Consider the following 24,319-nt stretch of genomic DNA (forward strand, 5'->3'; position numbering starts at 1 on the left):
CATAATTGATGAATTTTTAACCTATGAGCAATGTTACGCACCAGCCGAAAATCGGCTTCGTCTCCCTGGGCTGCCCGAAAAACCTGGTGGATTCAGAACGCATCCTGACCGAACTGCGCACCGAGGGCTATGACGTGGTGCCAAGCTACGACAACGCCGATATGGTGATCGTTAACACCTGCGGGTTTATCGACAGCGCGGTCCAGGAGTCACTGGAAGCCATCGGTGAAGCGCTGACCGAAAACGGCAAAGTGATCGTGACCGGCTGTCTGGGCGCGAAAGAAGACCAGATCCGCGAAGTGCACCCGAAGGTGCTGGAGATTACCGGCCCGCACAGCTACGAGCAGGTGCTGCAACATGTTCATCACTACGTGCCAAAACCCAAGCACAACCCGTTCCTGAGCCTGGTGCCGGAACAGGGCGTGAAGCTGACGCCGCGCCACTACGCGTACCTGAAAATTTCCGAAGGCTGCAATCACCGCTGCACCTTCTGCATTATCCCGTCCATGCGTGGCGATCTGGTGAGCCGTCCAATCGGCGAAGTGCTGGCGGAAGCCAAACGTCTGGCCGACGCGGGCGTGAAGGAACTGCTGGTCATCTCCCAGGACACCTCAGCTTATGGCGTGGACGTTAAGCACCGCTCCGGTTTCCACAACGGCGAGCCGGTGAAAACCAGCATGGTGGGCCTGTGCGAGCAGCTGTCCAAACTCGGTATCTGGACGCGTCTGCACTACGTTTACCCGTACCCGCACGTTGACGACGTGATCCCACTGATGGCGGAAGGCAAAATTCTGCCGTACCTGGACATCCCGCTGCAGCATGCCAGCCCGCGTATCCTGAAGCTGATGAAGCGCCCTGGCTCCGTTGACCGCCAGCTGGCGCGCATCAAACAGTGGCGTGAGATCTGCCCGGACCTGACCCTGCGCTCGACCTTCATCGTCGGCTTCCCGGGTGAAACCGAAGAAGACTTCCAGATGCTGCTCGACTTCCTGAAAGAAGCGCGTCTGGACCGCGTCGGCTGCTTCAAGTACAGCCCGGTAGAAGGCGCAACCGCCAACGAGCTGGCGGATCAGGTGCCGGAAGAGGTTAAGGAAGAGCGCTGGAACCGCTTCATGCAGCTGCAGCAGCAAATTTCTGCCGAACGTCTGCAGGAGAAAGTGGGCCGCGAGATCATGGTTATCATCGACGAAGTGGACGAAGAAGGCGCGATTGGCCGCAGCATGGCGGACGCCCCTGAAATCGACGGCGCGGTGTACCTGAATGGCGAAACCAACGTTAAGCCGGGTGATATTATTCGCGTGAAGGTTGAAAACGCGGATGAGTATGACCTGTGGGGTAGCCGGGTTTAATCTCCCCACTCCGCTTTTGTAGGCCGGGTAAGGCGTAGCCGCAACCCGGCACATTTCACTGCACTACCCCTTTATCCTCGGATCCAGCGCGTCGCGCAGCCCATCCCCCAGCAGGTTAAACGCCAGCACGGTCAGGAAAATCGCCAGACTCGGGAAGATCGCCACGTGTGGCGCAATCACCATATCGGCCCTCGCCTCGTTCAGCATCGCGCCCCACTCCGGTGTCGGAGGCTGTGCCCCCAGCCCCAGAAACGACAGGCTGGCCGCCGAGATTATCGACACGCCGATACGCATGGTGAAGTAGACCACGATAGACGACACCGTCCCCGGTAGAATATGGCTGAAGAGAATGGTGGCGTCGCTGGCCCCCATACTGCGGGCCGACTCGATAAAGGTCTGCTGTTTCAGCACCAGCGTGTTGCCGCGCACCAGGCGGGCAAAGGCCGGAATCGAAAACACCGCGACCGCAATGATGACGTTGGCCATGCCGCTGCCCATGATCGCCACCACGGCAATCGCCAGCAGAATGCCGGGGAAGGCAAACAGCACGTCGCAGATGCGCATGATGATGCGGTCCCACCAGCCTTCGTAATAGCCGGCGACCAGCCCCAGCACGATCCCGATTGCCGCGCCGATCAGCACCGCAAACACCCCGGCGGCGAGCGAGATCTGCGCCCCCACCAGCACCCGGCTAAAGATATCCCGCCCGAGAGAGTCCACGCCGAACCAGTGGAGCATTGAGGGCCCGTCGTTCAGGCGGTCGTAGTCAAAATAGTTTTCCGCATCAAACGGCGCCACCCACGGCGCCACGATCGCCACCACGATCAGCAGCAGCACGAACAGCCCCGCCGTCATCGCGACCGGCTGACGGCGAAAGCGCCGCCAGAATTCAGACCACGGGGTGCGGATGTGGTCCGGTTTTAGCCCCGGCATGGCGTTTAATACGGCCTGACGCCGCCAGTTCAATAATCGCATCTTACTTATACCTGATGGCCGGGTTAATGGCGGCGTAGAGCACGTCCACCACGAGGTTGATAAGAATAAACTCCAGCGAGAAAAGCAGGACTTCCGCCTGAATCACCGGATAGTCGCGCATCTCGACGGAATCGACCAGCAGACGTCCCAGCCCCGGCCAGTTGAAGACCTTTTCCACCACGATAGAGCCGCCCAGCAGGAAGCCAAACTGCAGCCCCATCATCGTCACCACCGGGATCATCGCATTGCGGAACCCGTGCTTGAGGATGACCCACTTCTCGCTGACCCCTTTCGCCCGCGCGGTGCGAATATAATCTTCGCTCAGCACGTCAACGAACGAGGCGCGGGTAAAGCGGGCCATCACCGACGACACGGCAGCCCCCAGCGTCATTGAGGGCAGAATGTAATGCTTCCAGGTATCGGCCCCGACGGTGGGCAGCCAGCCCAGCTCAACGGAGAAGATCTGCATCAGCAGCATCCCCAGCGCGAACGCCGGGAAGGAGATGCCGGTCACCGCCAGCGCCATGCCGAGCTTGTCCGGCCAGCGGTTGCGCCAGACGGCCGCCACAATCCCGGCGCCAAGTCCGAACACCACCGCCCAGCTCATGCTGGCTATCGTTAACCAGAACGTGGGCATAAAGCGGCTGGCGATCTCCTCCGACACCGGACGACGCGACACCATCGAGATACCAAAATCGCCCTGCAGAACGTTGCCAATATAGTGCAGAAACTGCATATACAGCGGCTGGTCAAGACCCAGCTGTTTACGCACCAGCTCAATGACCGTGGCATCCGCTTCGGGCCCGGCAACCAGACGCGCCGGATCGCCCGGCAGCATGTGGACAAACAAAAACACCAGCACCGCCACAATCAGCAGCGTCGGGATAAGCCCCAGCAGGCGTTTGCAAACATAGTTCAGCATGGGCGTTATTTTAAATCCGCATCGTCAAAGCTAAAGCCCGTATCCGGCATGATATAGAACCCGGTCAACGCTTTGTTATGGGCTGACACCAGTTTTTCCACCACCAGCGGCACCCACGGCGACTCTTTCCAGATGATGTCCTGCGCGTCCTTGTAGAGGCGTGCTTTCTCCTCCGGTTTGGTGGTTTTCAGCGCATCGGCCAGGTCTTTGTCCACCTGCGGGTTGCTGTAGAACGCGGTATTGAACAGGGTTGGCGGCCAGTTCTGCGAGGCAAACAGCGGCGACAGCGCCCAGTCGGCTTCACCCGTCGAGGCCGACCAGCCGGTGTAGAACATCCTCACCCCGCTCTCTTTCTGCCCTTTTCCCTCTACCTCTGCCGCACGCTGTCCGGCATCCATGGCGGTAACCTGCGCCTTAATCCCCACCTGCGCCAGCTGCTGCTGAGTAAACTGCAGCACCTTCTGGGCGGTACTGTGGTTATGCGACGACCACAGCGTGGTGTTAAAGCCGTTCGGATAGCCCGCCTCTTTCAGCAGCTCGCGCGCTTTGGCCGGATCGTACGGCCACGGCTGATAGCTTTGCGCATACGCGATAGCCGGCGGCAGCACGCCGGTGGCCGGGGTGGCATAGCCCGCAAAAGCGACCTTCACCAGCGCCTGGCGGTTAATGGCATAGTTAATGGCTTCGCGCACCTTCGGATTATCGAACGGCTTTTGCGTGACGTTCATGCTGATGTAGCGCTGCATGATCGACGGGCTGGCGACCAGCTCCAGCTTGCTGTTTTTCTCCAGAATGGCGGCCTGCTCGTACGGGACCGGGAAGGCAAACTGCGCCTCGCCGGTTTGCAGCATCGCCGCACGGGTATTGTTATCCACTACCGGACGCCAGGTGATGGTGTCCAGCTTCGGCAGCCCTTTCTGCCAGTAGCCCGCGTATTTCTTCACCTTCACAAAATCGGTCTGATTCCAGGTGACCAGCTCGTACGGACCGGTACCCACCGGGTGGAAGCCAATCTCCTTGCCGTATTTCTTCAGCGCGGCAGGGGAGATCATCGCCGTCGCCGGATGCGCCAGGATATTGATAAACGCGGAGAACGGCTCTTTCAGGGTGATTTTTACCGTCGCCGGGTCGACCACCTCGGTTTTGGCGATGTTTTTATAGAGGTTATAACGCTTGAGGCTGTTCTCAGGATTGCTGGCGCGATCGAGGTTTACCTTCACCGCGTCGGCATTAAAGTCGGTGCCGTCCTGGAACTTCACCCCGGTTTTGAGCTTAATGGTGTACACCAGCCCGTCATCCGAAACGGTGTACCCCTCCGCCAGCACGTTTTTAAGCTTCATCTCTTTATCCAGGCCAAACAGGCCCTGGTAGAACGATTTCGCCACCGCCTGGGAGAGCGTGTCGTTAGCGTCATACGGATCCAGCGTGGTGAAGTTAGAGCCGACGGCGACCACCACATCTTTGGCAGCGAACGCGGGGGCAGCGGCCAGGGCTGCCGTCACGCTCGCGGCTAACAACCATCTACGCGCTACAAATGTAACCATTATGTTCTCCTGCCTGTTGAAAGTTATAACCGCGAAAAGGCATTGTCCTGACGCGGGGGAGCCACGAAATGACCCGGACCGACCTCACGCAGCGCCACGCGCTCCACGGCCTCGCCGCGTTTACGAATATTGCTCGGCATTTCATCCTGCAGCAGCACGCGCTGGCCGTGACGATGCGCCGGATCGGCGACCGGGACCGCCGCGATGAGCTTGCGGGTGTACGGGTGCTGCGGGTTCTCAAATACGGCCCTTCGCGGCCCGATTTCCACGATTTGCCCCATAAACATCACCGCCACGCGATGGCTGATGCGCTCAACCACCGCCATGTCGTGCGAGATAAACAGGAAGGCGATCCCCATATCCCGCTGTAAATCCAGCAGCAGATTGATGATTTGCGCCCGGATAGAGACATCCAGCGCCGAGACGGATTCATCCGCAATCACCACTTTCGGGTTCAGCGCCAGCGCGCGGGCGATGCAGATACGCTGCCGCTGCCCGCCGGAAAACTCGTGCGGATAACGCCAGGCGTGTTCCGGCTTCAGGCCAACGCGCTCCAGCAGCCAGGCCACGCGACGCTGCGCCGCCTCGCCGTCGAGCAGGTTATGCACCCGCAGCGGCTCCATGATCGAATACCCCACCGTATGTCGCGGATCGAGGGAGGCATACGGATCCTGAAAAATAAACTGAATATCCCGCCGCACCGCCTGCAGCCTGCTGTCAGGAAGGGTATCAATGCGCTCGCCGTTAAAGGTAATGCTCCCCTCCTGCGCGTCCACCAGACGGAGCAACGCGCGCCCGGTCGTGGATTTACCGCAGCCGGACTCCCCTACCAGCGCCAGCGTTTCGCCCGGCCAAAGGTCGAAGCTGACGTTTTCCACCGCGTGCACTTCGCGCTTTACGCGGTTCAACACACCGCTGCGCAGCGGAAAACGCGTGACCAGATTGCGCACTTCCAGAATGGGCTTGCCCGGCACCACGGTGTCCTGCTCGCGTTCCTCCTCCTGCGGCTCAGACGCCTCCAGGGAAATCAACGGAAAACGACGCGGCAGATCGCTGCCGTTCATCGCCCCCAGGCGCGGAACCGCCGCCAGCAGCGCTTTGGTGTAAGGATGCGCGGGCGCGTGAAAAATCTGCTCGACCGGGCCGGTTTCCACCGCGCTGCCCTTGTGCATCACCAGCACCCGATCGGCGATATCGGCGACCACGCCCATATCGTGGGTGATGAAAATCACCCCCATCTCCATCTCCTGCTGCAGCACCTTGATGAGCTGCAGGATCTGCGCCTGAATCGTCACGTCCAGCGCCGTCGTCGGTTCATCGGCAATCAGCACCGCCGGACGGCAGGAGAGCGCCATGGCAATCATCACCCGCTGTCGCATGCCGCCGGAAAGCTGATGTGGATAGCGGCTCAGGATGGCCTGCGCCTCCGGAATGCGCACCAGCTCCAGCATGCGTCGGGCCTCGTTGAGCGCTTCATCACCGCTTAGCCCCTGATGCAGGCGGATGGACTCGGCAATTTGTTCCCCGACCGGGAACACCGGGTTCAGGGAGGTCATCGGCTCCTGGAAGATCATCGCAATGTCCGCCCCGCGCACGCCCTGCATCTGCGCGCCGCTCAGCTCGTTTAAATCAATGACCTGACGGTTACGGCGGCGCAGCAGCATTTTCTCGCTGCTGATTTGCCCGCCCGTCTGTTCCAGCAGGCGCATCAGCGCCAGCGCGGTGACCGATTTCCCGGAGCCGGATTCGCCAACAATCGCCAGCGTCTCGCCGCGCCTGAGCGTGAACGATAAATTCTGTACTGCGGGGATGAACTGCCGCTCTTCCTGAAACGCAATATTCAGCTGATGGACAGCCAGCACTTCGCGGTTGTCCAGCTCTTCACTGTGCGGCACGCGCTGCCCCCTTATTCACGATAGATCCCCGTGCTCGGCTCATCACCGGCATAGCCCCAGGCGCGGTACATGCCTTCGCTGTTGAACGGCAGGGCCACGTTGCCCTCGCGATCCACCGCAATCAGCCCGCCGACGCCGCCCAGGGCAGGCAGTTTCTCCATCACCACGCGCTCGCAGGCTTCGCTGAGGCTTAAACCGCCGTAATCCATCAGCGCGGTGATGTCGTAGGCCGCAAGGGCACGAATAAAGACTCCCCCGGTGCCGGTACACGACACCGCCGCCGTCGCGTTATTGGCATAGCAGCCGGCGCCCGGCAGCGGGCTGTCGCCCACGCGTCCGGGGAGCTTGTTGGTCATCCCGCCCGTGGAGGTTGCCGCCGCGAGGTTGCCCGCTTTGTCGAGCGCCACCGCGCCGACCGTGCCCATTTTGCTGCGCTCATCCAGCGGCGCAGTATGGTCAAGCTGCGTCATGCCCGCCGAACGGGCGTCCAGCAGCTGCTGATAGCGCGCCTCTGTGGAAAACAGATCGGGCGATACCGGCTCCATTCCGTGTTCGAAGGCAAACCTCTCCGCCCCCGCGCCCGTCAGCAGCACGTGCGGGCTCTCTTCCATCACCAGACGCGCGGCCAGCACCGGGTTACGCAGGTGGCTGACGCCTGCCACGGCCCCCGCTTTCAGGGAGATACCGTCCATGACGCAGGCATCCAGCTCGTGGGTTTCATCCCGGGTAAAGACCGAACCTATCCCCGCATTAAATAACGGGCACTCCTCCAGCAGGCGTACCGCCTCGGTGACCACGTCCAGCGCGCTCTCGCCCGCTTCCAGCATTTTCTGGCCCGTTTCGACAATGGCGTACAGCGCGTCGATGTAGCGCTTTTCCTGCTCAGGAGTGAGCTGTGCACGGGTGATTGCCCCGGCCCCGCCATGAATTGCGATTACCGCCTTAACCATTCGCATCACCCGTTAGCCTGTTTTGCGGCTTTTTCTATAAATATCATTATCGTCGACGAAACTTCAGATGATTTTTGAATATAGAAAGACGTAACAGTGATGTAAAGCGTACACCCTCCGGTCATACAGTTAGCCGCACTTTTCTGCCATAATGGACGCTTTCGTTGTTACTCCGCAGGAGCCCACCATGGATTTTACCGCCGGACTGATGCCGCTTGAGACGGCACTCACGCAGATGCTTGACCGAGTTTCCCCGCTGCATGACGTTGAGACGCTGCCCCTCGTGCGCTGTTTTGGCCGTATTGCCGCACGCGATATCGTCTCCCCGCTCAACGTGCCGGGGTTTGATAACTCCGCGATGGACGGTTACGCGGTACGCCTGGCGGATCTCCAGACGGGTAACGCCCTGCCAGTGGCGGGTAAAGCCTTTGCGGGTCAGCCGTTTAGCGGGGAATGGCCTGCGGGCACCTGCGTGCGCATCATGACCGGTGCGCCGGTTCCGGCTGGCTGCGACGCTGTCGTCATGCAGGAAGAGACCGAACAGACCGACGACGGGGTGCGTGTTACCGCCAGCGTCAAAGCGGGCCAGAACATCCGCCGCACGGGCGAAGACATCACCCTCGGCGCGACCGTTTTTGCCGCCGGGCAAAGGCTGACGGTGGCGGAGCTGCCGGTGCTGGCCTCGCTCGGCATCGCGGAAGTTGACGTTATCCGCAAAGTGCGCGTCGCCGTTTTCTCCACCGGCGACGAGCTGCAGCTTCCGGGCCAGCCGCTGCAGGACGGCCAGATTTACGACACCAACCGCCTGGCGGTACACCTGATGCTGGAGCAGCTGGGCTGCGACGTGATTAACCTCGGCATCATTCCTGACGATCCGGAAAAACTGCGCGCGGCGTTTATCGAGGCGGATAAATCCGCCGACGTGGTCATCAGCTCCGGCGGCGTCTCCGTGGGCGAAGCGGATTACACCAAAATCCTGCTTGAAGAGCTGGGCGAAATCGCCTTCTGGAAGCTGGCGATCAAGCCGGGCAAACCGTTCGCGTTTGGCAAGCTTCCACACAGCTGGTTCTGCGGCCTGCCGGGTAACCCGGTCTCGGCGGCACTCACCTTTTACCAGCTGGCGATCCCGCTGCTGGCGAAGCTTTCCGGCAACAAGGCCAGCCCGCTGCCGGAACGCGTGCGCGTGCGTGCCGCCACGCGGTTGAAAAAATCACCGGGCCGTCTCGATTTCCAGCGCGGCATTCTGGCGTGCGGTGCGGACGGCGAGCTCGAAGTGAGCACCACCGGACATCAGGGTTCGCACATTTTCAGCTCCTTCAGTCTGGGCAACTGCTTCATCGTGCTGGAGCGCGAACGCGGCAACGTGGAAGCCGGCGAATGGGTTGAGGTCGAGCGCTTTAACCACCTGTTCGGAGGCTGACATGACGGTGGAGCTGAGCGATCAGGAGATGATGCGCTACAACCGCCAGATTGTGCTGCGCGGGTTTGATTTCGAAGGTCAGGAAGCGCTCAAGGCGGCCAGCGTGCTGGTCGTCGGGCTGGGCGGGCTGGGCTGCGCCGCCGCGCAGTACCTTGCTGCGGCGGGCGTAGGAAGCATGACGCTGCTGGATTTCGATACCGTATCGGTGTCCAACCTGCAGCGCCAGACGCTGCACAGTGACGCGACGGTGGGCCTGCCGAAAGTGGAATCCGCCAGGGCTGCGCTGGCGCGTATCAACCCCCACGTTCAGTTCACGCTGATTGACGCAATGCTGGATGACGACGCGCTCTCCGCGCAGATTGCCCGGCACGATCTGGTCCTGGACTGCACGGATAACGTCACCGTCCGTAATCAGCTCAACGCGGGCTGTTTTGCTCATAAAACGCCGCTGGTTTCCGGGGCGGCGATCCGCATGGAGGGGCAAATCAGCGTCTTCACGTACGCCGAGGGTGAACCCTGCTACCGCTGCCTGAGCCGTCTGTTTGGCGAGAATGCGCTGACCTGCGTTGAGGCGGGCGTGATGGCGCCGCTCGTCGGCGTGATTGGTTCACTGCAGGCAATGGAAGCGATCAAGGTGCTGGCGAATTACGGCACGCCGGCAGCGGGGAAAATCGTGATGTATGACGCGATGACCTGCCAGTTCCGCGAGATGAAGCTGATGCGTAACCCGGGGTGTGAGGTGTGTAGCCAGTAAAAAAGTCGGGTGGCGGCTTCGCCTTACCCGACCTACAACGGCTCGAACGTAGGCCGGGTAAGCGTCAGCGCCACCCGGCAACCGCGTCAGATGGACGTCCGTCCAAACGCCCCCTGCCAGTCCTGCTCAAACTTCACAATCGCTGCGTCTACCGCCGGAGAGGTAATAAACTGCTGCGCCACGTCCAGCGGCAGCGTGATGGACTCGCAGCCTGCCAGCAGGCAGTCCAGCGCCTGACGCGGGGTTTTAAAGCTCGCGGCCAGCACCTTTGACTGCGGCGCGTGCAGCGTCAGCAGCTGTTGCAGCTCAATTACGGTCTGAATCCCGTCCCCGCCCTGCGCGTCCACGCGGTTAACGTAAGGCGCTACATACTCCGCCCCCGCCAGCGCGGAGAGCATTCCCTGCGCGGCACCGTAGACCGCCGTGCCCAGGGTCGGGATCCCTTCCGCTTTCAGCATCTTGATCGCCGCCAGCCCTTCTGCAGTCACCGGCACTTTCACCACCAGATCGTTAATGATGGCGCGCAGCTTACGCGCGTCTTCCACCATCCCTTCGGCGGTGGTCGCCATCACCTGCGCGAACAGACGGCCTTTACCGCCCAGCGCGTCGTGCAGCGCGGGCAGCAGTTCGTCGAGCGGCGTTTTACCGGCCGCAACGATGCTTGGGTTGGTGGTCACGCCCGCCAGCGGGAAGATACGCGCCAGCTTTTTGACTGCCGCAACGTCAGATGTGTCGAGATAAAGTTCCATGATGTCACCCTCAAAATTAGCCTGCACTTACCCTATCACGACAAAACCTGCTCAAGAGTTGACCTGCATCAAGATAACTTTCATTCGAAAGTAATTTAATCTTCATATGCAAGATGAGAGGCGAAAAACATGATCTTCAATATTCAGCGTTACTCTACCCACGACGGCCCCGGAATTCGTACCGTGGTGTTCCTGAAAGGCTGCTCGCTGGGCTGTCGCTGGTGCCAGAACCCGGAAAGCCGCTCCCGCAGCCGGGACGTGCTGTTTGATGCGCGTCTGTGCCTGAACGGCTGCGACCTGTGCCAGCAGGCGGCACCGGGCTGCATCGAACGCGCGCTGAATGGCCTGGTCATCCACCGCGAAAAGCTGAGTGAAGAGACGCTTGATGCCCTCACCGACTGCTGCCCGACGCAGGCGCTGACCGTTTGCGGCGAAGAAAAGCAGGTCGAGGAGATCATGGCGACCGTACTGCGCGATAAACCCTTTTACGACCGCAGCGGCGGCGGGATCACCCTCTCCGGCGGCGAACCGTTTATGAACCCGGAGCTGGCGCACGCGCTGTTTAAAGCCAGCCACGACCAGGGTATCCACACCGCCGTCGAAACCTGCCTTCACGTGCCGTGGCACTATATCGAGCCGTCATTACCGTACGTCGATCTGTTCCTCGCCGACCTGAAGCACGTCGACGGTGACGTTTTCAAGCAGTGGACGGACGGTTCGGCTAAGCGCATCCTGGACAACCTGAAACGCCTGGCCGCCGCCGGGAAAACGATCACCATCCGCGTGCCGCTGATCCAGGGCTTCAACGCGGATGAAGCCTCCATCACCGCCATTACCAACTTCGCTGCCGATGAACTCGGCGTCGACGATATTCATTTTCTGCCGTACCACACGCTTGGCATGAACAAATACACCCTGCTCGGCCAACCCTACTCTGCCCCTGACAAACCGCTGGATAACCCTGCCCTGCTGGACTTCGCGCAGCAGTACGCCTGCCAGAAAGGGTTAACCGCGACCTTACGAGGATAAACTTATGACCACCCTGAATCTCAACACCCTCAGCGAGCGCATTAAGGCGCACAAAACGGCCCTGGTGCATATCGTGAAGCCGCCGGTCTGTACCGAGCGCGCCCAGCATTACACCGAAATGTACCAGCAGCACGTGGACAAGCCGATCCCGGTGCGCCGCGCCCTGGCGCTGGCGCATCACCTGGCCAAGCGTACCATCTGGATCAAGCACGACGAGCTGATCATCGGGAACCAGGCCAGCGAAGTGCGCGCCGCGCCGATCTTCCCGGAATACACCGTCTCCTGGATTGAGAAAGAGATTGACGACCTGGCGGACCGTCCGGGCGCGGGCTTTGCGGTGAGCGAAGAGAACAAGCGCGTGCTGCATGAAATCTGCCCGTGGTGGCGCGGCCAGACGGTGCAGGACCGCTGCTACGGCATGTTCACCGACGAGCAGAAAGGCCTGCTGGAAACCGGCATCATCAAAGCCGAAGGTAACATGACCTCCGGCGACGCGCACCTGGCGGTGAACTTCCCTCTGGTGCTGGAGAAAGGTCTCGACGGCCTGCGCGCCAAAGTGGCCGAGCGCCGCTCGCGCATCAACCTGACGGTGCTGGAAGACCTGCACGGCGACCAGTTCCTGAAGGCAATTGATATCGTGCTGGAAGCGGTGAGCCTGCACATCAAACGCTTTGCCGACCTGGCGCGCGAAATGGCCGCGACCGAAACCCGCGTAAGCCGCCGCGACGAGCTGCTGGCAATGGCGGAAAACTGTGACGTAATCGCCCACGAGCCGCCAAAAACCTTCTGGCAGGCGCTGCAGCTGTGCTACTTCATTCAGCTGATCCTGCAGATTGAGTCCAACGGCCACTCCGTCTCCTTCGCGCGTATGGACCAGTATCTCTATCCGTACTACCGCCGCGACGTGGAGCTGAATCAGAGCCTGGACCGCGAGCACGCCATCGAGCTGCTGCACAGCTGCTGGCTGAAATTGCTGGAAGTGAACAAGATCCGCTCCGGCTCGCACTCGAAGGCTTCCGCCGGTAGCCCGCTGTACCAGAACGTCACCATCGGCGGCCAGAAGCTGGTTAACGGTGAGCCGATGGACGCGGTGAACCCGCTCTCGTACGCGATTCTGGAATCCTGCGGTCGCCTGCGCTCCACCCAGCCGAACCTGAGCGTGCGCTATCACGCGGGCATGAGCAACGACTTCCTCGACGCCTGCGTGCAGGTGATCCGCTGCGGCTTCGGGATGCCAGCGTTCAACAACGATGAAATCGTCATTCCGGAATTCATCAAGCTCGGCGTTGAGCGTGACGACGCCTACGACTACGCGGCCATCGGCTGCATCGAAACCGCGGTGGGCGGCAAGTGGGGCTACCGCTGCACCGGCATGAGCTTTATCAACTTCGCCCGCGTGATGCTCGCCGCGCTGGAAGGCGGCCGCGACGCCACCAGCGGCAAGTTGTTCCTGCCGCAGGAAAAAGCCCTCTCCGCCGGTAACTTCGACAACTTCGACGAAGTGATGGCAGCCTGGGATACCCAGATCCGCTACTACACCCGCAAATCCATCGAAATTGAATACGTGGTGGACACCATGCTGGAGGAGAACGTCCACGATATTCTCTGCTCGGCGCTGGTGGACGACTGCATCGAGCGCGCGAAAAGCATCAAGCAGGGCGGCGCGAAGTATGACTGGGTCTCCGGCCTGCAGGTGGGCATCGCTAACCTCGGCAACAGCCTGGCGGCGGTGAAGAAGCTGGTGTTCGAACAGGGCGTCATTGGCCAGCAGCAGCTGGCGGCGGCGCTGGCCGATGATTTCGACGGGCTGACCCACGAGCAGCTGCGCCAGCGCCTGATCAACGGCGCGCCGAAGTACGGCAACGACGACGACAGCGTGGATATGCTGCTGACCCGCGCCTATCAGACCTATATTGAAGAGCTGAAGCAGTACCATAACCCGCGCTACGGCCGCGGCCCGATCGGCGGTAACTATTACGCGGGCACCTCTTCCATCTCCGCGAACGTGCCGTTTGGCGCGGCGACGATGGCGACACCGGACGGACGTAAGGCGCACACGCCGCTGGCGGAAGGTGCCAGCCCGGCTTCGGGTACAGACCACCTCGGCCCGACGGCGGTAATTGGCTCGGTGGGCAAACTGCCGACGGCAGCGATTCTCGGCGGCGTGCTGCTGAACCAGAAGCTGAACCCGTCAACGCTGGAAAACGACAGCGATCGCCAGAAGCTGATGGTGCTGCTGCGCACCTTCTTCGAGGTGCATAAGGGCTGGCATATCCAGTACAACATCGTCTCGCGCGAAACGCTGCTGGAGGCGAAGAAACACCCGGACCAGTACCGCGACCTGGTAGTGCGCGTCGCGGGTTACTCGGCGTTCTTCACCGCCCTGTCGCCGGATGCGCAGGACGATATTATCGCCCGTACTGAGCATACGCTGTAAGAAAACGCCCGGTGGCGCTGCGCTTACCGGGCCTACAGAGTCTCCCCGTAGGCCGGGTAAGGCGAAGCCGCCACCCGGCTTTCTGACTTTCATTCGAAATTAAATTTGTGCTCCTCGTCACCTTGTTATTAGAATGTTTCAAAACGCAGTGACCCAGGAGCACAGTATGACCGTTAAAGTTATCGTCACCGATATGGACGGAACTTTCCTTGATGATGCCAAGCAGTACGATCGTGACCGCTTCCAGGCACAGTTTGAACAGCTTAAAGCCCGCGACATTGAATTTGTTGTCGCCAGCGGCAACCAGTATTACCAGCTCATCTCCTTCTTTCCGGAGCTTAAAGATCGGATCTCTTTCGTGGCGGAAAACGGCGCGCTGGTGTTCGATCGCGGCGAGCAGATTTTTCACGGCGAGCTGACCCGCCATGAATCGCAGATCGTGATTGGCGAACTGCTGAAAGACAAAGGGCTGAACTTCGTGGCCTGCGGGCTGGAGAGCGCCTACGTCAGCGATAAAGCGCCGGACGCGTTCGTGGCACTAATGTCAAAGCACTACCACCGCTTAAAGCGCATCAGCGATTACCGCGACATTGACGACGTGCTGTTTAAGTTCTCCCTGAACCTGCCGGACAGCGATATTCCTAATCTGGTGGATAAGCTGCACGTCTCGCTGGACGGCATCATGAAGCCGGTCACCAGCGGCTTTGGCTTTGTGGATTTAATTATCCCCGGCCTGCACAAAGCCAACGGCATCAGCCGTCTGCTGAAGCGCTGGAAAATCTCTCCGCAAGAGTGCGTGGCCATTGGCGACAGCGGCAACGATGCCGAGATGCTGAAGCTGGTGAAATATTCCTTTGCGATGGGTAACGCGGCAGAGAGCATCAAAGAAATCAGCCGCTACAGCACCGATGACAACAACCATCACGGCGCGCTGAACGTCATTCAGGCCGTGCTCGACAACCATTCCCCGTTCGACGCCTGATCCTCTTCTCGCCGGAGCCCTGCTCCGGCACCCTCACTCATTTTCCCGTCCTGTGGCGCAGGTCAAGTTTTTAAACTTGCATTAACTTATTTTTAACTTAAAGTATCACTTGTAGACACTTTTACTTTCGAATGAAAGATGCGAGGCAGTTATGACCTTTACCAGTGAAACCTTGCCAGCGGATCACAAAGCGGCAATCCGTCAGTTGAAACGTGAGTTACGCGCGCAGATCGGTGACGTGCAGGCGGTGTTCAACAAGCTCAGCGACAGCATTGCCACCCGCGTGGCGGAAATTAACGCCCTTAAAAATAAAGGTGAATCCGTCTGGCCGGTGATTCCGTTTAACGATGTGAAAAACGGCACGATTACCGACGCACAGCGCGAGGCCGTTAAGCGCCGCGGCTGCGCGGTGATTAAAGGTCACTTCCCGCGCGAGCAGGCGCTGGCGTGGGATCAGTCGATGCTCGACTACCTCGATCTGAACAAGTTTGATGAGGTGTACAAAGGGCCAGGCGATAACTTCTTCGGAACCCTGAGCGCTTCCCGTCCGGAGATTTACCCGATCTACTGGTCGCAGGCGCAAATGCAGGCGCGCCAGAGCGAAGAAATGGCGCAGGTGCAGTCGTTCCTGAACCGCTTATGGACGTTCGAGAGCAACGGCAAGCAGTGGTTCGACCCGGACGTGAGCGTGATTTACCCGGATCGTATTCGCCGCCGTCCGCCGGGAACCACCTCGAAAGGACTCGGCGCGCATACCGACTCCGGCGCGCTGGAGCGCTGGCTGCTGCCGGCATACCAGCAGGTTTTCGCCCGCGTGTTTGACGGCAACGTCGACAAGTACGATCCGTGGAACGCCGCGCACCGTACCGAAGTGGAAGAGTATACCGTCGATAACACCACCAAATGCTCGGTGTTCCGCACCTTCCAGGGCTGGACGGCGCTGTCGGACATGATCCCCGGCCAGGGGCTGCTGCACGTGGTGCCGATCCCGGAAGCAATGGCCTATATTCTGCTGCGTCCGCTGCTGGACGACGTGCCGGAAGACGAGCTGTGCGGCGTGGCGCCGGGGCGCGTGCTGCCGGTTTCCGAGAAGTGGCACCCGCTGCTTATCGAGGCGCTGACCAGCATTCCTGCGCTGGAGGCGGGTGATTCGGTGTGGTGGCACTGCGATGTGATCCACTCCGTCGCGCCGGTGGAAGATCAGCAGGGCTGGGGCAACGTGATGTACATCCCCGCCGCACCGATGTGCGAGAAGAACCTCGCCTACGCGAAGAAGGTCAAGGAAGCGCTGGAAACCGGCGCGTCGCCGGGAGACTTCCCGCGCGAGGATTATGAAAAAACCTGGCAGGACCGCTTTACCGTGAACGATCTCAACATCCACGGCAAACGCGCGCTGGGCATGGTCTAGCTGTCGTACAGCCCTTCCCGCTCCACGGCGGTGCGTCGTTTCCCCTGACGTATCCGCCGTACCGATTCCCGCACGGCCAGCGTGCCGTTCAGCAGCAATGTGCCCACCGGCGCGTCCGGGCGCATGAGCCGCTGCTGGAGCATGTGTACCGCTTCCGTTCCCAGCTCATCGCGGGGAACATGCACGGCCGTTAATGGAACATCCTGAATCGCCGCCAGGTTAAAGCCGTCGATGCTCATCACCGAGACGTCCTGCGGCACGCGCAGGCCGTGGTTTTGTAAGGCGCTGATGGTGCCCGCCGCCATAAAGTCGCCGCCAACCAGGAACGCCGTCGGCAGGTCTTTTCCCTGCTGCTGATTTAGCCAATCGCTCACCAGCTGCTCCGTCTCTCTGGCGCTGAAGCTCGGCACCACCAGCAGATCGCGCCTGTCGTTGAACGCCAGGTTGTGGGACTGCCACGCGTCGCGGATCCCTGACAGACGCAGCTCCATGGTGTAGCGACGCAGGCACAGCACGTTCATCACCTCACGGTGTCCCATCTCGAACAGGTATTCCGCCGCCCGCTCGCCGATGGCGCGGTGATCCGGCGCAACGGCAGGCAGACGCATGTGCCGGTCGCGGCAGTTAATCAGCATGCAGGGTTTGCCCACGTCCACCGCCAGATCGTGGATATGCGGATCGTCAATACCAAGAAGAATGGCCGCCTGGGTATCCGGCTCGTTCATCCGCGCCAGAAACAGCTGGGCGTCGCTGTCGTTCTCCTCCAGCGCGCAGTAGCGCAACCGGACCTCGTGGGAGGCAAGGGCTTTGCTCACGCTCTGGATCACGCGGTAGTAAAAGATGTCGGACCGCTCGTCGAAGGCGCGCTGCGGGGCAAAAACCACCAGGCTGTTAAGCAGCAGACGCCCGGCCGCCATGCCGTCCATTACCCCCAGCTCGCGCGCGCACGCCAGCACCTTTGCGCGCGCTTTTTCGCTGGTATTCGCTTTCCCCGCCAGCACCCGCGAAACGGTGCTGATGGAGAGCTGCGTGCGGGCCGCGATTTCGGTGATTTTTAGCCTTTTGTCCATTTTGTGATCTGGCTCCATTTGCGAAATGAAAAAATTTTCATAGCGTGTTTGTCAGGCAATAACTGGCATGAATGCCATCATGCCAGAGTGTTTTCGTCTGTTATGAGAAATTTTGCACAAAATCCACTTTTGCCCACTCATTTTCTTCCTTAAGGTGAACTTGTCACACAGCTTCCATACTAGTTGTATAGCAACTTAAGCATTATAAGCGGATAGAAATCAAAGGCATAACAATCTGTGTGACACCTGAACCTCCGTCCCCTTACCGTCCGTCTTGTGGAGAGTAAAATGAGTCAGGACATCAATAACACCGTTGCGACAAGCAAAACCCGTCGCGTCATCAAGAACCTGCGCTGGTACGTGCTGGTGCTGTTCTTGCTGGGCGTCACCGTTAACTACATCACCCGAAATTCCTTAGGTATTCTCGCTCCGGAGCTAAAAGAGAGCCTCGGGATCACCACCGAGCAATACTCCTGGATCGTCGGCGCCTTCCAGATCGCCTATACCATTTTCCAGCCCCTGTGCGGCTGGCTGATTGACGTCATTGGCCTGAAGATTGGCTTTATGGTCTGCGCCGGGATCTGGGCGCTGATGTGTATTTTCCATGCGGGCGCCGGAAGCTGGCTGCACCTGGCCATACTGCGCTTCTTTATGGGGGCTTCAGAAGCCGCTGCCACGCCGGCGAACGCCAAAACCATCGGCGAATGGTTCCCGAAATCAGAGCGTCCCGTTGCCGCCGGCTGGGCGGGCGTGGGCTTCTCCATCGGCGCAATGCTGGCTCCGCCTATCATCTACTTTGCTCACGCCTCGTTCGGCTGGCAGGGGGCGTTTATGTTTACCGGCGTGCTGGCGCTGCTGTGGGTGATCCTCTGGTGGGCGTTCTACCACAACCCGGAGCAGCACCCGAACCTGAGCAAGGATGAGCTGGCGTTTATCAAGCAGGATAACGAACCGGCGCCGGTCAAACTGCCCTTCCTGACCGCGCTGAAAACCGTTTCAAAAAACAAACGTTTCTACGGTATCGCCATTCCGGCCTTTATGGCAGAACCCGCCTGGGCGGTGCTGAGCTTCTGGGTGCCGCTGTACCTTGCCAAAGAGCACGGTATGGACCTGAAGCAGATTGCGATGTTTGCCTGGCTGCCGTTCCTCGCCGCCGACCTCGGCAGCGTAGCGAGCGGCTACCTGACGCGTCTGTACACCCGTCTGTTCGGCTGCTCCCGCGTGAACTCTGTCGTCGCCAGCTCCGTGACGGGCGCGTTCCTGATGATCTCGCTGGCCATCGTGGCCATTACCCGCGACCCGTATATCACCATCGTGCTGATCTCCATCGGCGGCTTCGGGCACCAGATCATCTCCTGCATGCTCAGCGCCCTGGTCGTGGAGTCGTTCGACAAAGGCCAGATGGCGACCGTCAACGGCATGCGCGGCTCGGCGGCGTGGATCGCCAGCTTCCTGTTCTCGCTGTTAATCGGTGTGACCGCCGACAAAATCGGCTTTAACCCGCTCTTTATCGCCATGGGCTTCTTTGACCTGATTGGCGCTCTCTTCCTGGTAGCATTTATTGCTGAACGTCGCGCGAAGCGCGCCTGATAGTGGATGTATTGCATATGAAAACCCTGAAAAACTGGACCGTTGATACGCAGTCGGCAAACCATCTTGAACTGCTGGTCGATAACCAGCACCGCCTGTGCCTGTATGTACTGGAAGAGAACCTGTTCCGCGTGCTGATCAAACGCAAAGGCGAGCTGGCGCTGGACCGCACCTGGAGCATCGCCCCGGAACAAGACGTGCCGTGGGAAGGTCGCCGTCGCGACGATCTGAGCGGCTTCTCCTGCCCCGCCTGGACGCTGACGCAGCAGGACGACACGTTAACCGTGGCAACCGAACAGCTGCGCGTCACCGTGCACCAGCCGCTGTGGCTGGAGTGGCACTACCGCAATGAGGCGGGCGAGTGGCAGCCGCTGGTCAACGACCGCCCCACCAGCGCCTACCTGCTGAACGCCCACGGCGACGGCGTGGCGCACTACCTCAGCCGTCGTAAAGACGAGCGTTTCTACGGCCTGGGTGAGAAAGCGGGCGATCTGCAGCGCAACGGTAAACGCTACGAGATGCGCAACCTCGACGCCATGGGCTACAACGCCGCCAGCACCGACCCGCTGTACAAGCACATTCCGTTCACCCTTACCCGCCGCGACGACGTGAGCTACGGCCTGTTCTACGACAACCTGAGCAGCTGCTGGCTGGATCTGGGTAACGAAATCGACAACTACCACACCGCCTATCGCCGCTGGCAGGCGGAAGCGGGCGATATCGACTACTACATCTTTACCGGCAGCCGCGTGCTGGACGTCACCAAAGCCTTCGTGCGCCTCACAGGTAAGACGCTGTTCGGACCGAAATGGAGCCTGGGCTACAGCGGCTCGACCATGCACTACACCGACGCGCCGGACGCGCAGAATCAGCTGATGAACTTCATCCGCCTGTGCGAAGAACACGCCATTCCGTGCGACTCGTTCCAGCTCTCGTCCGGCTATACCTCCATCAACGGCAAGCGCTACGTCTTCAACTGGAACTATGACAAGGTGCCGCAGCCGAAGGTGATGAGCCAGGCGTTCCACGACGCGGGATTGAAGTTGGCCGCAAACATCAAGCCGTGCCTGCTGCAGGATCATCCGCGCTACAGCGAAGTGGCGGAACGCGGTCTGTTCATTCGCGATTCAGAAACCGATGCACCCGAACGTTCCAGCTTCTGGGATGACGAAGGCTCACACCTCGACTTTACCAACCCGCAGACGGTGCAGTGGTGGCAGAACGGCGTTACCACGCAGCTGCTGGAGATGGGCATCGACTCCACCTGGAACGACAATAACGAATATGAAGTGTGGGACGGGGAAGCCCGCTGCTTTGGCTTCGGCAAGGAGATCGCCATCAAGCATATTCGCCCGGTGATGCCGCTGCTGATGATGCGCGCCTCGCTGGAAGCGCAGCAGCGCTTTGCGCCGGAAAAGCGTCCGTATCTCATCTCCCGCTCCGGCTGCGCCGGGATGCAGCGCTACGTCCAGACCTGGAGCGGCGACAACCGCACCAACTGGGACACCCTGCGCTATAACATCCGCATGGGGCTGGGCATGAGCCTGTCCGGGCTGTTCAACGTCGGCCATGACGTCGGCGGTTTCTCCGGCGACAAGCCGGACGCCGAGCTGTTCGTGCGCTGGGTGCAGAACGGCGTGATGCACCCGCGCTTTACCATTCACTCGTGGAACGATGACCACACGGTGAACGAGCCGTGGATGTATCCGGGCGTCACGCCTGCCATTCGCGGCGCGATTGAGCTGCGCTACCGCCTGCTGCCGTATCTCTACACCCTGCTCTGGCAGGCGCATGCCGACGACGAGCCGATGCTGCGCCCGACCTTCCTCGACCACGAGCACGACGCGCAAACCTTCAAAGAGTGCGACGACTTCCTGCTGGGCCGCGACCTGCTGGTCGCCAGCGTCGTCGAAGCCGGGCAGCGCGAGCGCCGCGTCTGGCTGCCGGATAACGAAACGGGCTGGTACGATTTTTACACTCACGCGTGGTATGCGGGCGGACAATCCATCGTCCTCGATGCGCCGCTCGAAAAACTGCCGCTGCTGGTGCGCGCCGGGGCCGGTCTGCCGCTCAGCGAGCGCATCACGCATGTGAGTGCCGAAAAAGATACGACCCGCGAGCTGAAGCTGTTCCCGGTGAAAGGCGTGGGCACAACCTCGGGGCTGCTGTTTGAAGACGACGGTGAAAGCTGGGGCTACCTGAACGGCAATGCGCTGTGGGTGGAATGGGAAATGGTGTGCGACGGCGCAACCATCAACCTGAAGGTGAACGCGCGGGGCGACTATCGTCCGGCGTGGAAGGCGCTGAAGGTGTCATTACCGGCGGGGGAAAAACGTACGCTGCGGGTGAACGGGGTTGAAAGGAGTGAGTGGGTGCTCTGAACATTGCCGGGTGGCGGCTTCGCCTTACCCGGCCTACAAAGTCACCCGCAGGCCCGGTAAGCGAAGCGCCACCGGGCTTTTTTTAGCCGTCGATACCTTTGCTGCGCAGGTAATCTTCGTAGTTACCGGTGAAGTCCACCACGCGCTCTGGCGTAATCTCGATCACGCGGGTTGCCAGCGAGCTGACGAACTCACGGTCGTGAGAGACGAAGATCAGGGTGCCCTGATACATCTCCAGCGCCATGTTCAGGGATTCGATCGATTCCATGTCCAGGTGGTTAGTCGGTTCGTCCATCACCAGAATGTTCGGTTTTTCCATCATCAGCTTGCCGAACAGCATGCGGCCTTTCTCGCCACCGGAGAGCACTTTAGCCGGCTTTTTGATGTCGTCCTGGCTGAACAGCAGACGGCCCAGGATGCTGCGCACCGCCTGCTCGTCGTCGCCTTCCTGCTTCCACTGGCTCATCCAGTCGAAGACGGTCAGGTCATTTTCGAATTCGTACTCATGATCCTGCGCGTAGTAGCCAATCTGCGCGTTCTCGGACCATTTCACGGTGCCGTTGTCCGGCTGCAGTTCGCCGACCAGGGTTTTCAGCATGGTGGATTTACCCACGCCGTTGGCGCCCAGAATGGCAATCTTCTCGCCCACTTCCAGCAGCAGGTTGAAGTTTTTAAACAGCGGGCCTTCATCGAAGCCTTTGGTAAGGGCTTCCACTTCCAGCGCGTTACGGAACAGCTTCTTGTCCTGCTCGAAGCGGATGAACGGGTTCTGACGGCTGGAGGCTTTAACCTCTTCCAGCTTGATTTTGTCGATCTGACGCGCACGCGAGGTCGCCTGACGCGACTTAGAGGCGTTAGCGCTGAAGCGGCTAACGAAGGACTGCAGGTCCGCAATCTGCGCTTTCTTCTTGGCGTTGTCCGCCAGCAGACGCTCGCGCGCCTGGGTGGCGGCGGTCATGTACTCGTCATAGTTGCCCGGATACACGCGCAGCTCGCCGTAGTCCAGATCCGCCATGTGCGTACAGACCATGTTCAGGAAGTGACGGTCGTGCGAGATGATGATCATGGTGCTGTCGCGGTCGTTGAGCGTCTGCTCCAGCCAGCGGATGGTGTCGATGTCCAGGTTGTTCGTTGGTTCGTCGAGCAGCAGGATGTCCGGGTTAGAGAACAGCGCCTGAGCCAGCAGCACGCGCAGCTTCCAGCCTGGCGCAACTTCGCTCATCGGGCCGTAATGCTGTTCAACCGGAATGCCGACGCCCAGCAGCAGCTCGCCCGCACGCGCTTCCGCAGAGTAACCGTCCATCTCGCCGTACTGCGTTTCCAGATCGGCCACTTTATAACCGTCTTCTTCGCTCATTTCGGCCAGCGCGTAGATGCGATCGCGCTCCTGCTTCACTTCCCACAGCTCCGCGTGCCCCATGATCACGGTGTCCAGCACGGTGAACTCTTCGAAGGCGAACTGATCCTGACGCAGCTTACCGATACGCTCGTTCGGATCGAGCGAGACGTTGCCGAGGGTCGGCTCCAGATCGCCGCCGAGGATCTTCATGAAGGTGGATTTTCCGCTACCGTTGGCGCCAATCAGGCCGTAACGGTTGCCGCCGCCAAATTTGACGGAAATGTTTTCGAACAGCGGCTTACTGCCAAACTGCATAGTGACGTTGCTGGTAACTAACACGGGGAGATTCCTGCGAAAAGTGTGATAAACACGGCATTATGCCACAATTCCGAATTGAGATCCCGTGTTGCGGCAATCCACTAAACTTTAACAAAATCGAAAAAAATGTGATTTCGTACACATCTGAATTCCCTGTTAGCGGGAATGCACATATAATGCGCTCCCATCACAGATTCAGACTTATCAACTCATCGCCAGAATGGCTTAGATACCTCGCACAACATGAACATGAAATTAACAACGCTTTTTGCGGCGGCGTTAGCCGTAGTAGGTTTTTGTAAGACCGCGTCTGCGGTGACGTATCCCCTGCCGACCGACGGAAGCCGTCTGGTGGGTCAAAACCAGGTGGTGACGGTGCCTGAGGGTAACTCTCAGCCGCTGGAGTATTTCGCCGCGCAGTACCAGCTGGGACTGTCTAACATGCTGGAAGCGAACCCGGGCGTTGACCCGTATCTGCCAAAAGCAGGTACCGTGCTGAATATTCCTCAGCAGCTGATCCTGCCGGATACCGTTCATGAAGGTATCGTGATCAACAGCGCCGAAATGCGTCTGTATTACTACCCGAAAGGCACCAATACCGTTATCGTGCTGCCAATCGGTATCGGTCAGCTGGGCAAAGACACCCCGCTGAACTGGACCACCAAAGTTGAACGTAAGAAAGCGGGCCCAACCTGGACCCCAACCGCCAAAATGCACGCGGAATACATCGCTGCGGGCGAACCGCTGCCAGCCGTGGTGCCAGCCGGCCCGGATAACCCGATGGGTCTGTATGCCCTGTACATTGGTCGTCTGTATGCGATTCACGGCACCAACGCCAACTTCGGTATCGGTCTGCGCGTAAGCCACGGCTGCGTGCGTCTGCGTAACGACGACATCAAGTTCCTGTTCGAAAACGTGCCGGTCGGTACGCGCGTGCAGTTCATCAACGAACCGGTGAAAGCGACGTCTGAGCCAGACGGCAGCCGCTACATCGAAGTGCACAACCCGCTGTCCACCAGCGAAGACCAGATCAACAACAACGAGATCGTGCCGATTACGCTGAACAGCGCGGTGCAGTCCGTGACCTCTCAGCCTGACGTGGAAACCACCATCGTCGACCAGGCGATTCAGAACCGTTCCGGTATGCCGGTGCGTCTGAACTGATCAATCTGAATCTTTAAAGTACATTATAAGACCTCGAAATCTC

Annotated in this window: 18 protein-coding genes; 10 read left to right on the forward strand and 8 right to left on the reverse strand. The window is 60.0% G+C overall.

The genetic code is table 11. The annotated features are described in order from the left end of the window. Positions 1 to 23: 23 nt before the first annotated feature. Positions 24 to 1,349 carry a 30S ribosomal protein S12 methylthiotransferase RimO gene (gene rimO / locus LLF79_RS08135; protein ID WP_008501203.1) on the forward strand — a complete coding sequence of 442 codons (1,326 nt, stop codon included), beginning with the start codon at positions 24 to 26 and terminating at the stop codon, positions 1,347 to 1,349. Positions 1,350 to 1,412: 63 nt separating this feature from the next. Here the strand turns inward: rimO and gsiD are convergent, their stop codons facing one another. From gsiD to iaaA, 5 genes are read right to left on the reverse strand one after another with little or no spacing between them, the layout of a single operon-like run. Continuing rightward, positions 1,413 to 2,324 (reverse strand): glutathione ABC transporter permease GsiD, encoded by a 912-nt coding sequence (gene gsiD / locus LLF79_RS08140; protein ID WP_021240948.1) that lies wholly within the window; start codon positions 2,322 to 2,324, stop codon positions 1,413 to 1,415. 1 nt (position 2,325) lies between these two features. Further along, on the reverse strand, positions 2,326 to 3,246 hold the full coding sequence (gene gsiC / locus LLF79_RS08145) for a glutathione ABC transporter permease GsiC (protein WP_227879363.1): 921 nt from the start codon (positions 3,244 to 3,246) through the stop codon (positions 2,326 to 2,328). Positions 3,247 to 3,251: 5 nt separating this feature from the next. Then, complete coding sequence (gene gsiB / locus LLF79_RS08150; RefSeq protein WP_126287673.1) at positions 3,252 to 4,790, reverse strand: glutathione ABC transporter substrate-binding protein GsiB; 1,539 nt, start codon at positions 4,788 to 4,790, stop codon at positions 3,252 to 3,254. Between the two features lie 23 nt (positions 4,791 to 4,813). Further along, positions 4,814 to 6,685 carry a glutathione ABC transporter ATP-binding protein GsiA gene (gsiA, locus tag LLF79_RS08155; RefSeq protein WP_100122656.1) on the reverse strand — a complete coding sequence of 624 codons (1,872 nt, stop codon included), beginning with the start codon at positions 6,683 to 6,685 and terminating at the stop codon, positions 4,814 to 4,816. A gap of 11 nt (positions 6,686 to 6,696) precedes the next feature. Next, positions 6,697 to 7,635: a beta-aspartyl-peptidase gene (gene iaaA / locus LLF79_RS08160; RefSeq protein WP_227879364.1), complete on the reverse strand. Its 939-nt coding sequence runs from the start codon at positions 7,633 to 7,635 to the stop codon at positions 6,697 to 6,699. Between the two features lie 187 nt (positions 7,636 to 7,822). Here iaaA and moeA point away from each other — a divergent pair, with 187 nt between their 5' ends. Both moeA and moeB read left to right on the forward strand, forming a co-directional pair. Then, a complete protein-coding gene (gene moeA / locus LLF79_RS08165; RefSeq protein WP_100122657.1) occupies positions 7,823 to 9,055 on the forward strand; it encodes a molybdopterin molybdotransferase MoeA in 1,233 nt (410 codons plus the stop codon). Between the two features lies 1 nt (position 9,056). Further along, a complete protein-coding gene (gene moeB, locus LLF79_RS08170) occupies positions 9,057 to 9,809 on the forward strand; it encodes a molybdopterin-synthase adenylyltransferase MoeB (protein ID WP_039025633.1) in 753 nt (250 codons plus the stop codon). Positions 9,810 to 9,895: 86 nt separating this feature from the next. Here moeB and fsa read toward each other — a convergent pair whose 3' ends face one another. Further along, positions 9,896 to 10,558: a fructose-6-phosphate aldolase gene (fsa, locus tag LLF79_RS08175; RefSeq protein WP_008501195.1), complete on the reverse strand. Its 663-nt coding sequence runs from the start codon at positions 10,556 to 10,558 to the stop codon at positions 9,896 to 9,898. 129 nt (positions 10,559 to 10,687) lie between these two features. Between fsa and LLF79_RS08180 the strand changes: the two genes are divergently transcribed. The 4 genes from LLF79_RS08180 to LLF79_RS08195 all read left to right on the forward strand — a co-directional run bounded on the left by LLF79_RS08180 (position 10,688) and on the right by LLF79_RS08195 (position 16,414). Further along, entirely contained in the window at positions 10,688 to 11,587 is a 900-nt protein-coding gene (locus LLF79_RS08180) for a glycyl-radical enzyme activating protein (RefSeq protein WP_044596935.1), read from the forward strand. Positions 11,588 to 11,591: 4 nt separating this feature from the next. Further along, positions 11,592 to 14,024 (forward strand): formate C-acetyltransferase/glycerol dehydratase family glycyl radical enzyme, encoded by a 2,433-nt coding sequence (locus LLF79_RS08185; protein ID WP_227879365.1) that lies wholly within the window; start codon positions 11,592 to 11,594, stop codon positions 14,022 to 14,024. Positions 14,025 to 14,190: 166 nt separating this feature from the next. After that, on the forward strand, positions 14,191 to 15,006 hold the full coding sequence (locus LLF79_RS08190; RefSeq protein WP_008501192.1) for a Cof-type HAD-IIB family hydrolase: 816 nt from the start codon (positions 14,191 to 14,193) through the stop codon (positions 15,004 to 15,006). A 151-nt stretch (positions 15,007 to 15,157) separates the two neighbouring features. Further along, entirely contained in the window at positions 15,158 to 16,414 is a 1,257-nt protein-coding gene (locus tag LLF79_RS08195) for a DUF1479 domain-containing protein (protein WP_025912884.1), read from the forward strand. Here the strand turns inward: LLF79_RS08195 and LLF79_RS08200 are convergent. Beyond that, on the reverse strand, positions 16,411 to 17,484 hold the full coding sequence (locus tag LLF79_RS08200) for a LacI family DNA-binding transcriptional regulator (protein WP_063615839.1): 1,074 nt from the start codon (positions 17,482 to 17,484) through the stop codon (positions 16,411 to 16,413). The two genes, LLF79_RS08195 and LLF79_RS08200, sit on opposite strands and share 4 nt — an antisense overlap. 288 nt (positions 17,485 to 17,772) lie before the next feature. Between LLF79_RS08200 and LLF79_RS08205 the strand changes: the two genes are divergently transcribed. Together LLF79_RS08205 and LLF79_RS08210 are read left to right on the forward strand one after the other, a co-directional pair. Continuing rightward, on the forward strand, positions 17,773 to 19,074 hold the full coding sequence (locus LLF79_RS08205) for an MFS transporter (protein ID WP_227879366.1): 1,302 nt from the start codon (positions 17,773 to 17,775) through the stop codon (positions 19,072 to 19,074). 17 nt (positions 19,075 to 19,091) lie between these two features. Beyond that, the gene (locus tag LLF79_RS08210) at positions 19,092 to 21,455 is read left to right on the forward strand and encodes a TIM-barrel domain-containing protein (protein ID WP_227879367.1); all 2,364 of its coding nucleotides are present in this window, start codon (positions 19,092 to 19,094) and stop codon (positions 21,453 to 21,455) included. 82 nt (positions 21,456 to 21,537) lie between these two features. Here the strand turns inward: LLF79_RS08210 and LLF79_RS08215 are convergent, their stop codons facing one another. Further along, on the reverse strand, positions 21,538 to 23,133 hold the full coding sequence (locus tag LLF79_RS08215) for an ABC-F family ATPase (RefSeq protein WP_008501187.1): 1,596 nt from the start codon (positions 23,131 to 23,133) through the stop codon (positions 21,538 to 21,540). A 222-nt stretch (positions 23,134 to 23,355) separates the two neighbouring features. On the opposite strand from LLF79_RS08215, the gene ldtB reads away from it, so the two are divergent. Next, the gene (ldtB, locus tag LLF79_RS08220; RefSeq protein WP_008501186.1) at positions 23,356 to 24,276 is read left to right on the forward strand and encodes a L,D-transpeptidase; all 921 of its coding nucleotides are present in this window, start codon (positions 23,356 to 23,358) and stop codon (positions 24,274 to 24,276) included. Positions 24,277 to 24,319 lie beyond the last annotated feature (43 nt).

The organism is Enterobacter cloacae complex sp. 2021EL-01169 (assembly GCF_020733125.1).
Classification (GTDB): Bacteria; Pseudomonadota; Gammaproteobacteria; order Enterobacterales; family Enterobacteriaceae; genus Enterobacter; species Enterobacter roggenkampii.

What these genes read in the sequence shown, in the direction of transcription:
- LLF79_RS08210 (WP_227879367.1), top strand. Translation starts at nt 19,092, where the DNA reads ATGAAAACCCTGAAAAACTGGACCGTTGATACGCAGTCGGCAAACCAT.
- ldtB (WP_008501186.1), top strand. Translation starts at nt 23,356, where the DNA reads ATGAACATGAAATTAACAACGCTTTTTGCGGCGGCGTTAGCCGTAGTA.
- moeA (WP_100122657.1), top strand. Translation starts at nt 7,823, where the DNA reads ATGGATTTTACCGCCGGACTGATGCCGCTTGAGACGGCACTCACGCAG.
- fsa (WP_008501195.1), bottom strand. Translation starts at nt 10,558, where the DNA reads ATGGAACTTTATCTCGACACATCTGACGTTGCGGCAGTCAAAAAGCTG.
- gsiD (WP_021240948.1), bottom strand. Translation starts at nt 2,324, where the DNA reads ATGCGATTATTGAACTGGCGGCGTCAGGCCGTATTAAACGCCATGCCG.
- rimO (WP_008501203.1), top strand. Translation starts at nt 24, where the DNA reads ATGAGCAATGTTACGCACCAGCCGAAAATCGGCTTCGTCTCCCTGGGC.
- LLF79_RS08180 (WP_044596935.1), top strand. Translation starts at nt 10,688, where the DNA reads ATGATCTTCAATATTCAGCGTTACTCTACCCACGACGGCCCCGGAATT.
- LLF79_RS08200 (WP_063615839.1), bottom strand. Translation starts at nt 17,484, where the DNA reads ATGGACAAAAGGCTAAAAATCACCGAAATCGCGGCCCGCACGCAGCTC.
- LLF79_RS08185 (WP_227879365.1), top strand. Translation starts at nt 11,592, where the DNA reads ATGACCACCCTGAATCTCAACACCCTCAGCGAGCGCATTAAGGCGCAC.
- LLF79_RS08205 (WP_227879366.1), top strand. Translation starts at nt 17,773, where the DNA reads ATGAGTCAGGACATCAATAACACCGTTGCGACAAGCAAAACCCGTCGC.
- iaaA (WP_227879364.1), bottom strand. Translation starts at nt 7,635, where the DNA reads ATGGTTAAGGCGGTAATCGCAATTCATGGCGGGGCCGGGGCAATCACC.
- gsiB (WP_126287673.1), bottom strand. Translation starts at nt 4,790, where the DNA reads ATGGTTACATTTGTAGCGCGTAGATGGTTGTTAGCCGCGAGCGTGACG.
- moeB (WP_039025633.1), top strand. Translation starts at nt 9,057, where the DNA reads ATGACGGTGGAGCTGAGCGATCAGGAGATGATGCGCTACAACCGCCAG.
- gsiC (WP_227879363.1), bottom strand. Translation starts at nt 3,246, where the DNA reads ATGCTGAACTATGTTTGCAAACGCCTGCTGGGGCTTATCCCGACGCTG.
- LLF79_RS08195 (WP_025912884.1), top strand. Translation starts at nt 15,158, where the DNA reads ATGACCTTTACCAGTGAAACCTTGCCAGCGGATCACAAAGCGGCAATC.
- LLF79_RS08190 (WP_008501192.1), top strand. Translation starts at nt 14,191, where the DNA reads ATGACCGTTAAAGTTATCGTCACCGATATGGACGGAACTTTCCTTGAT.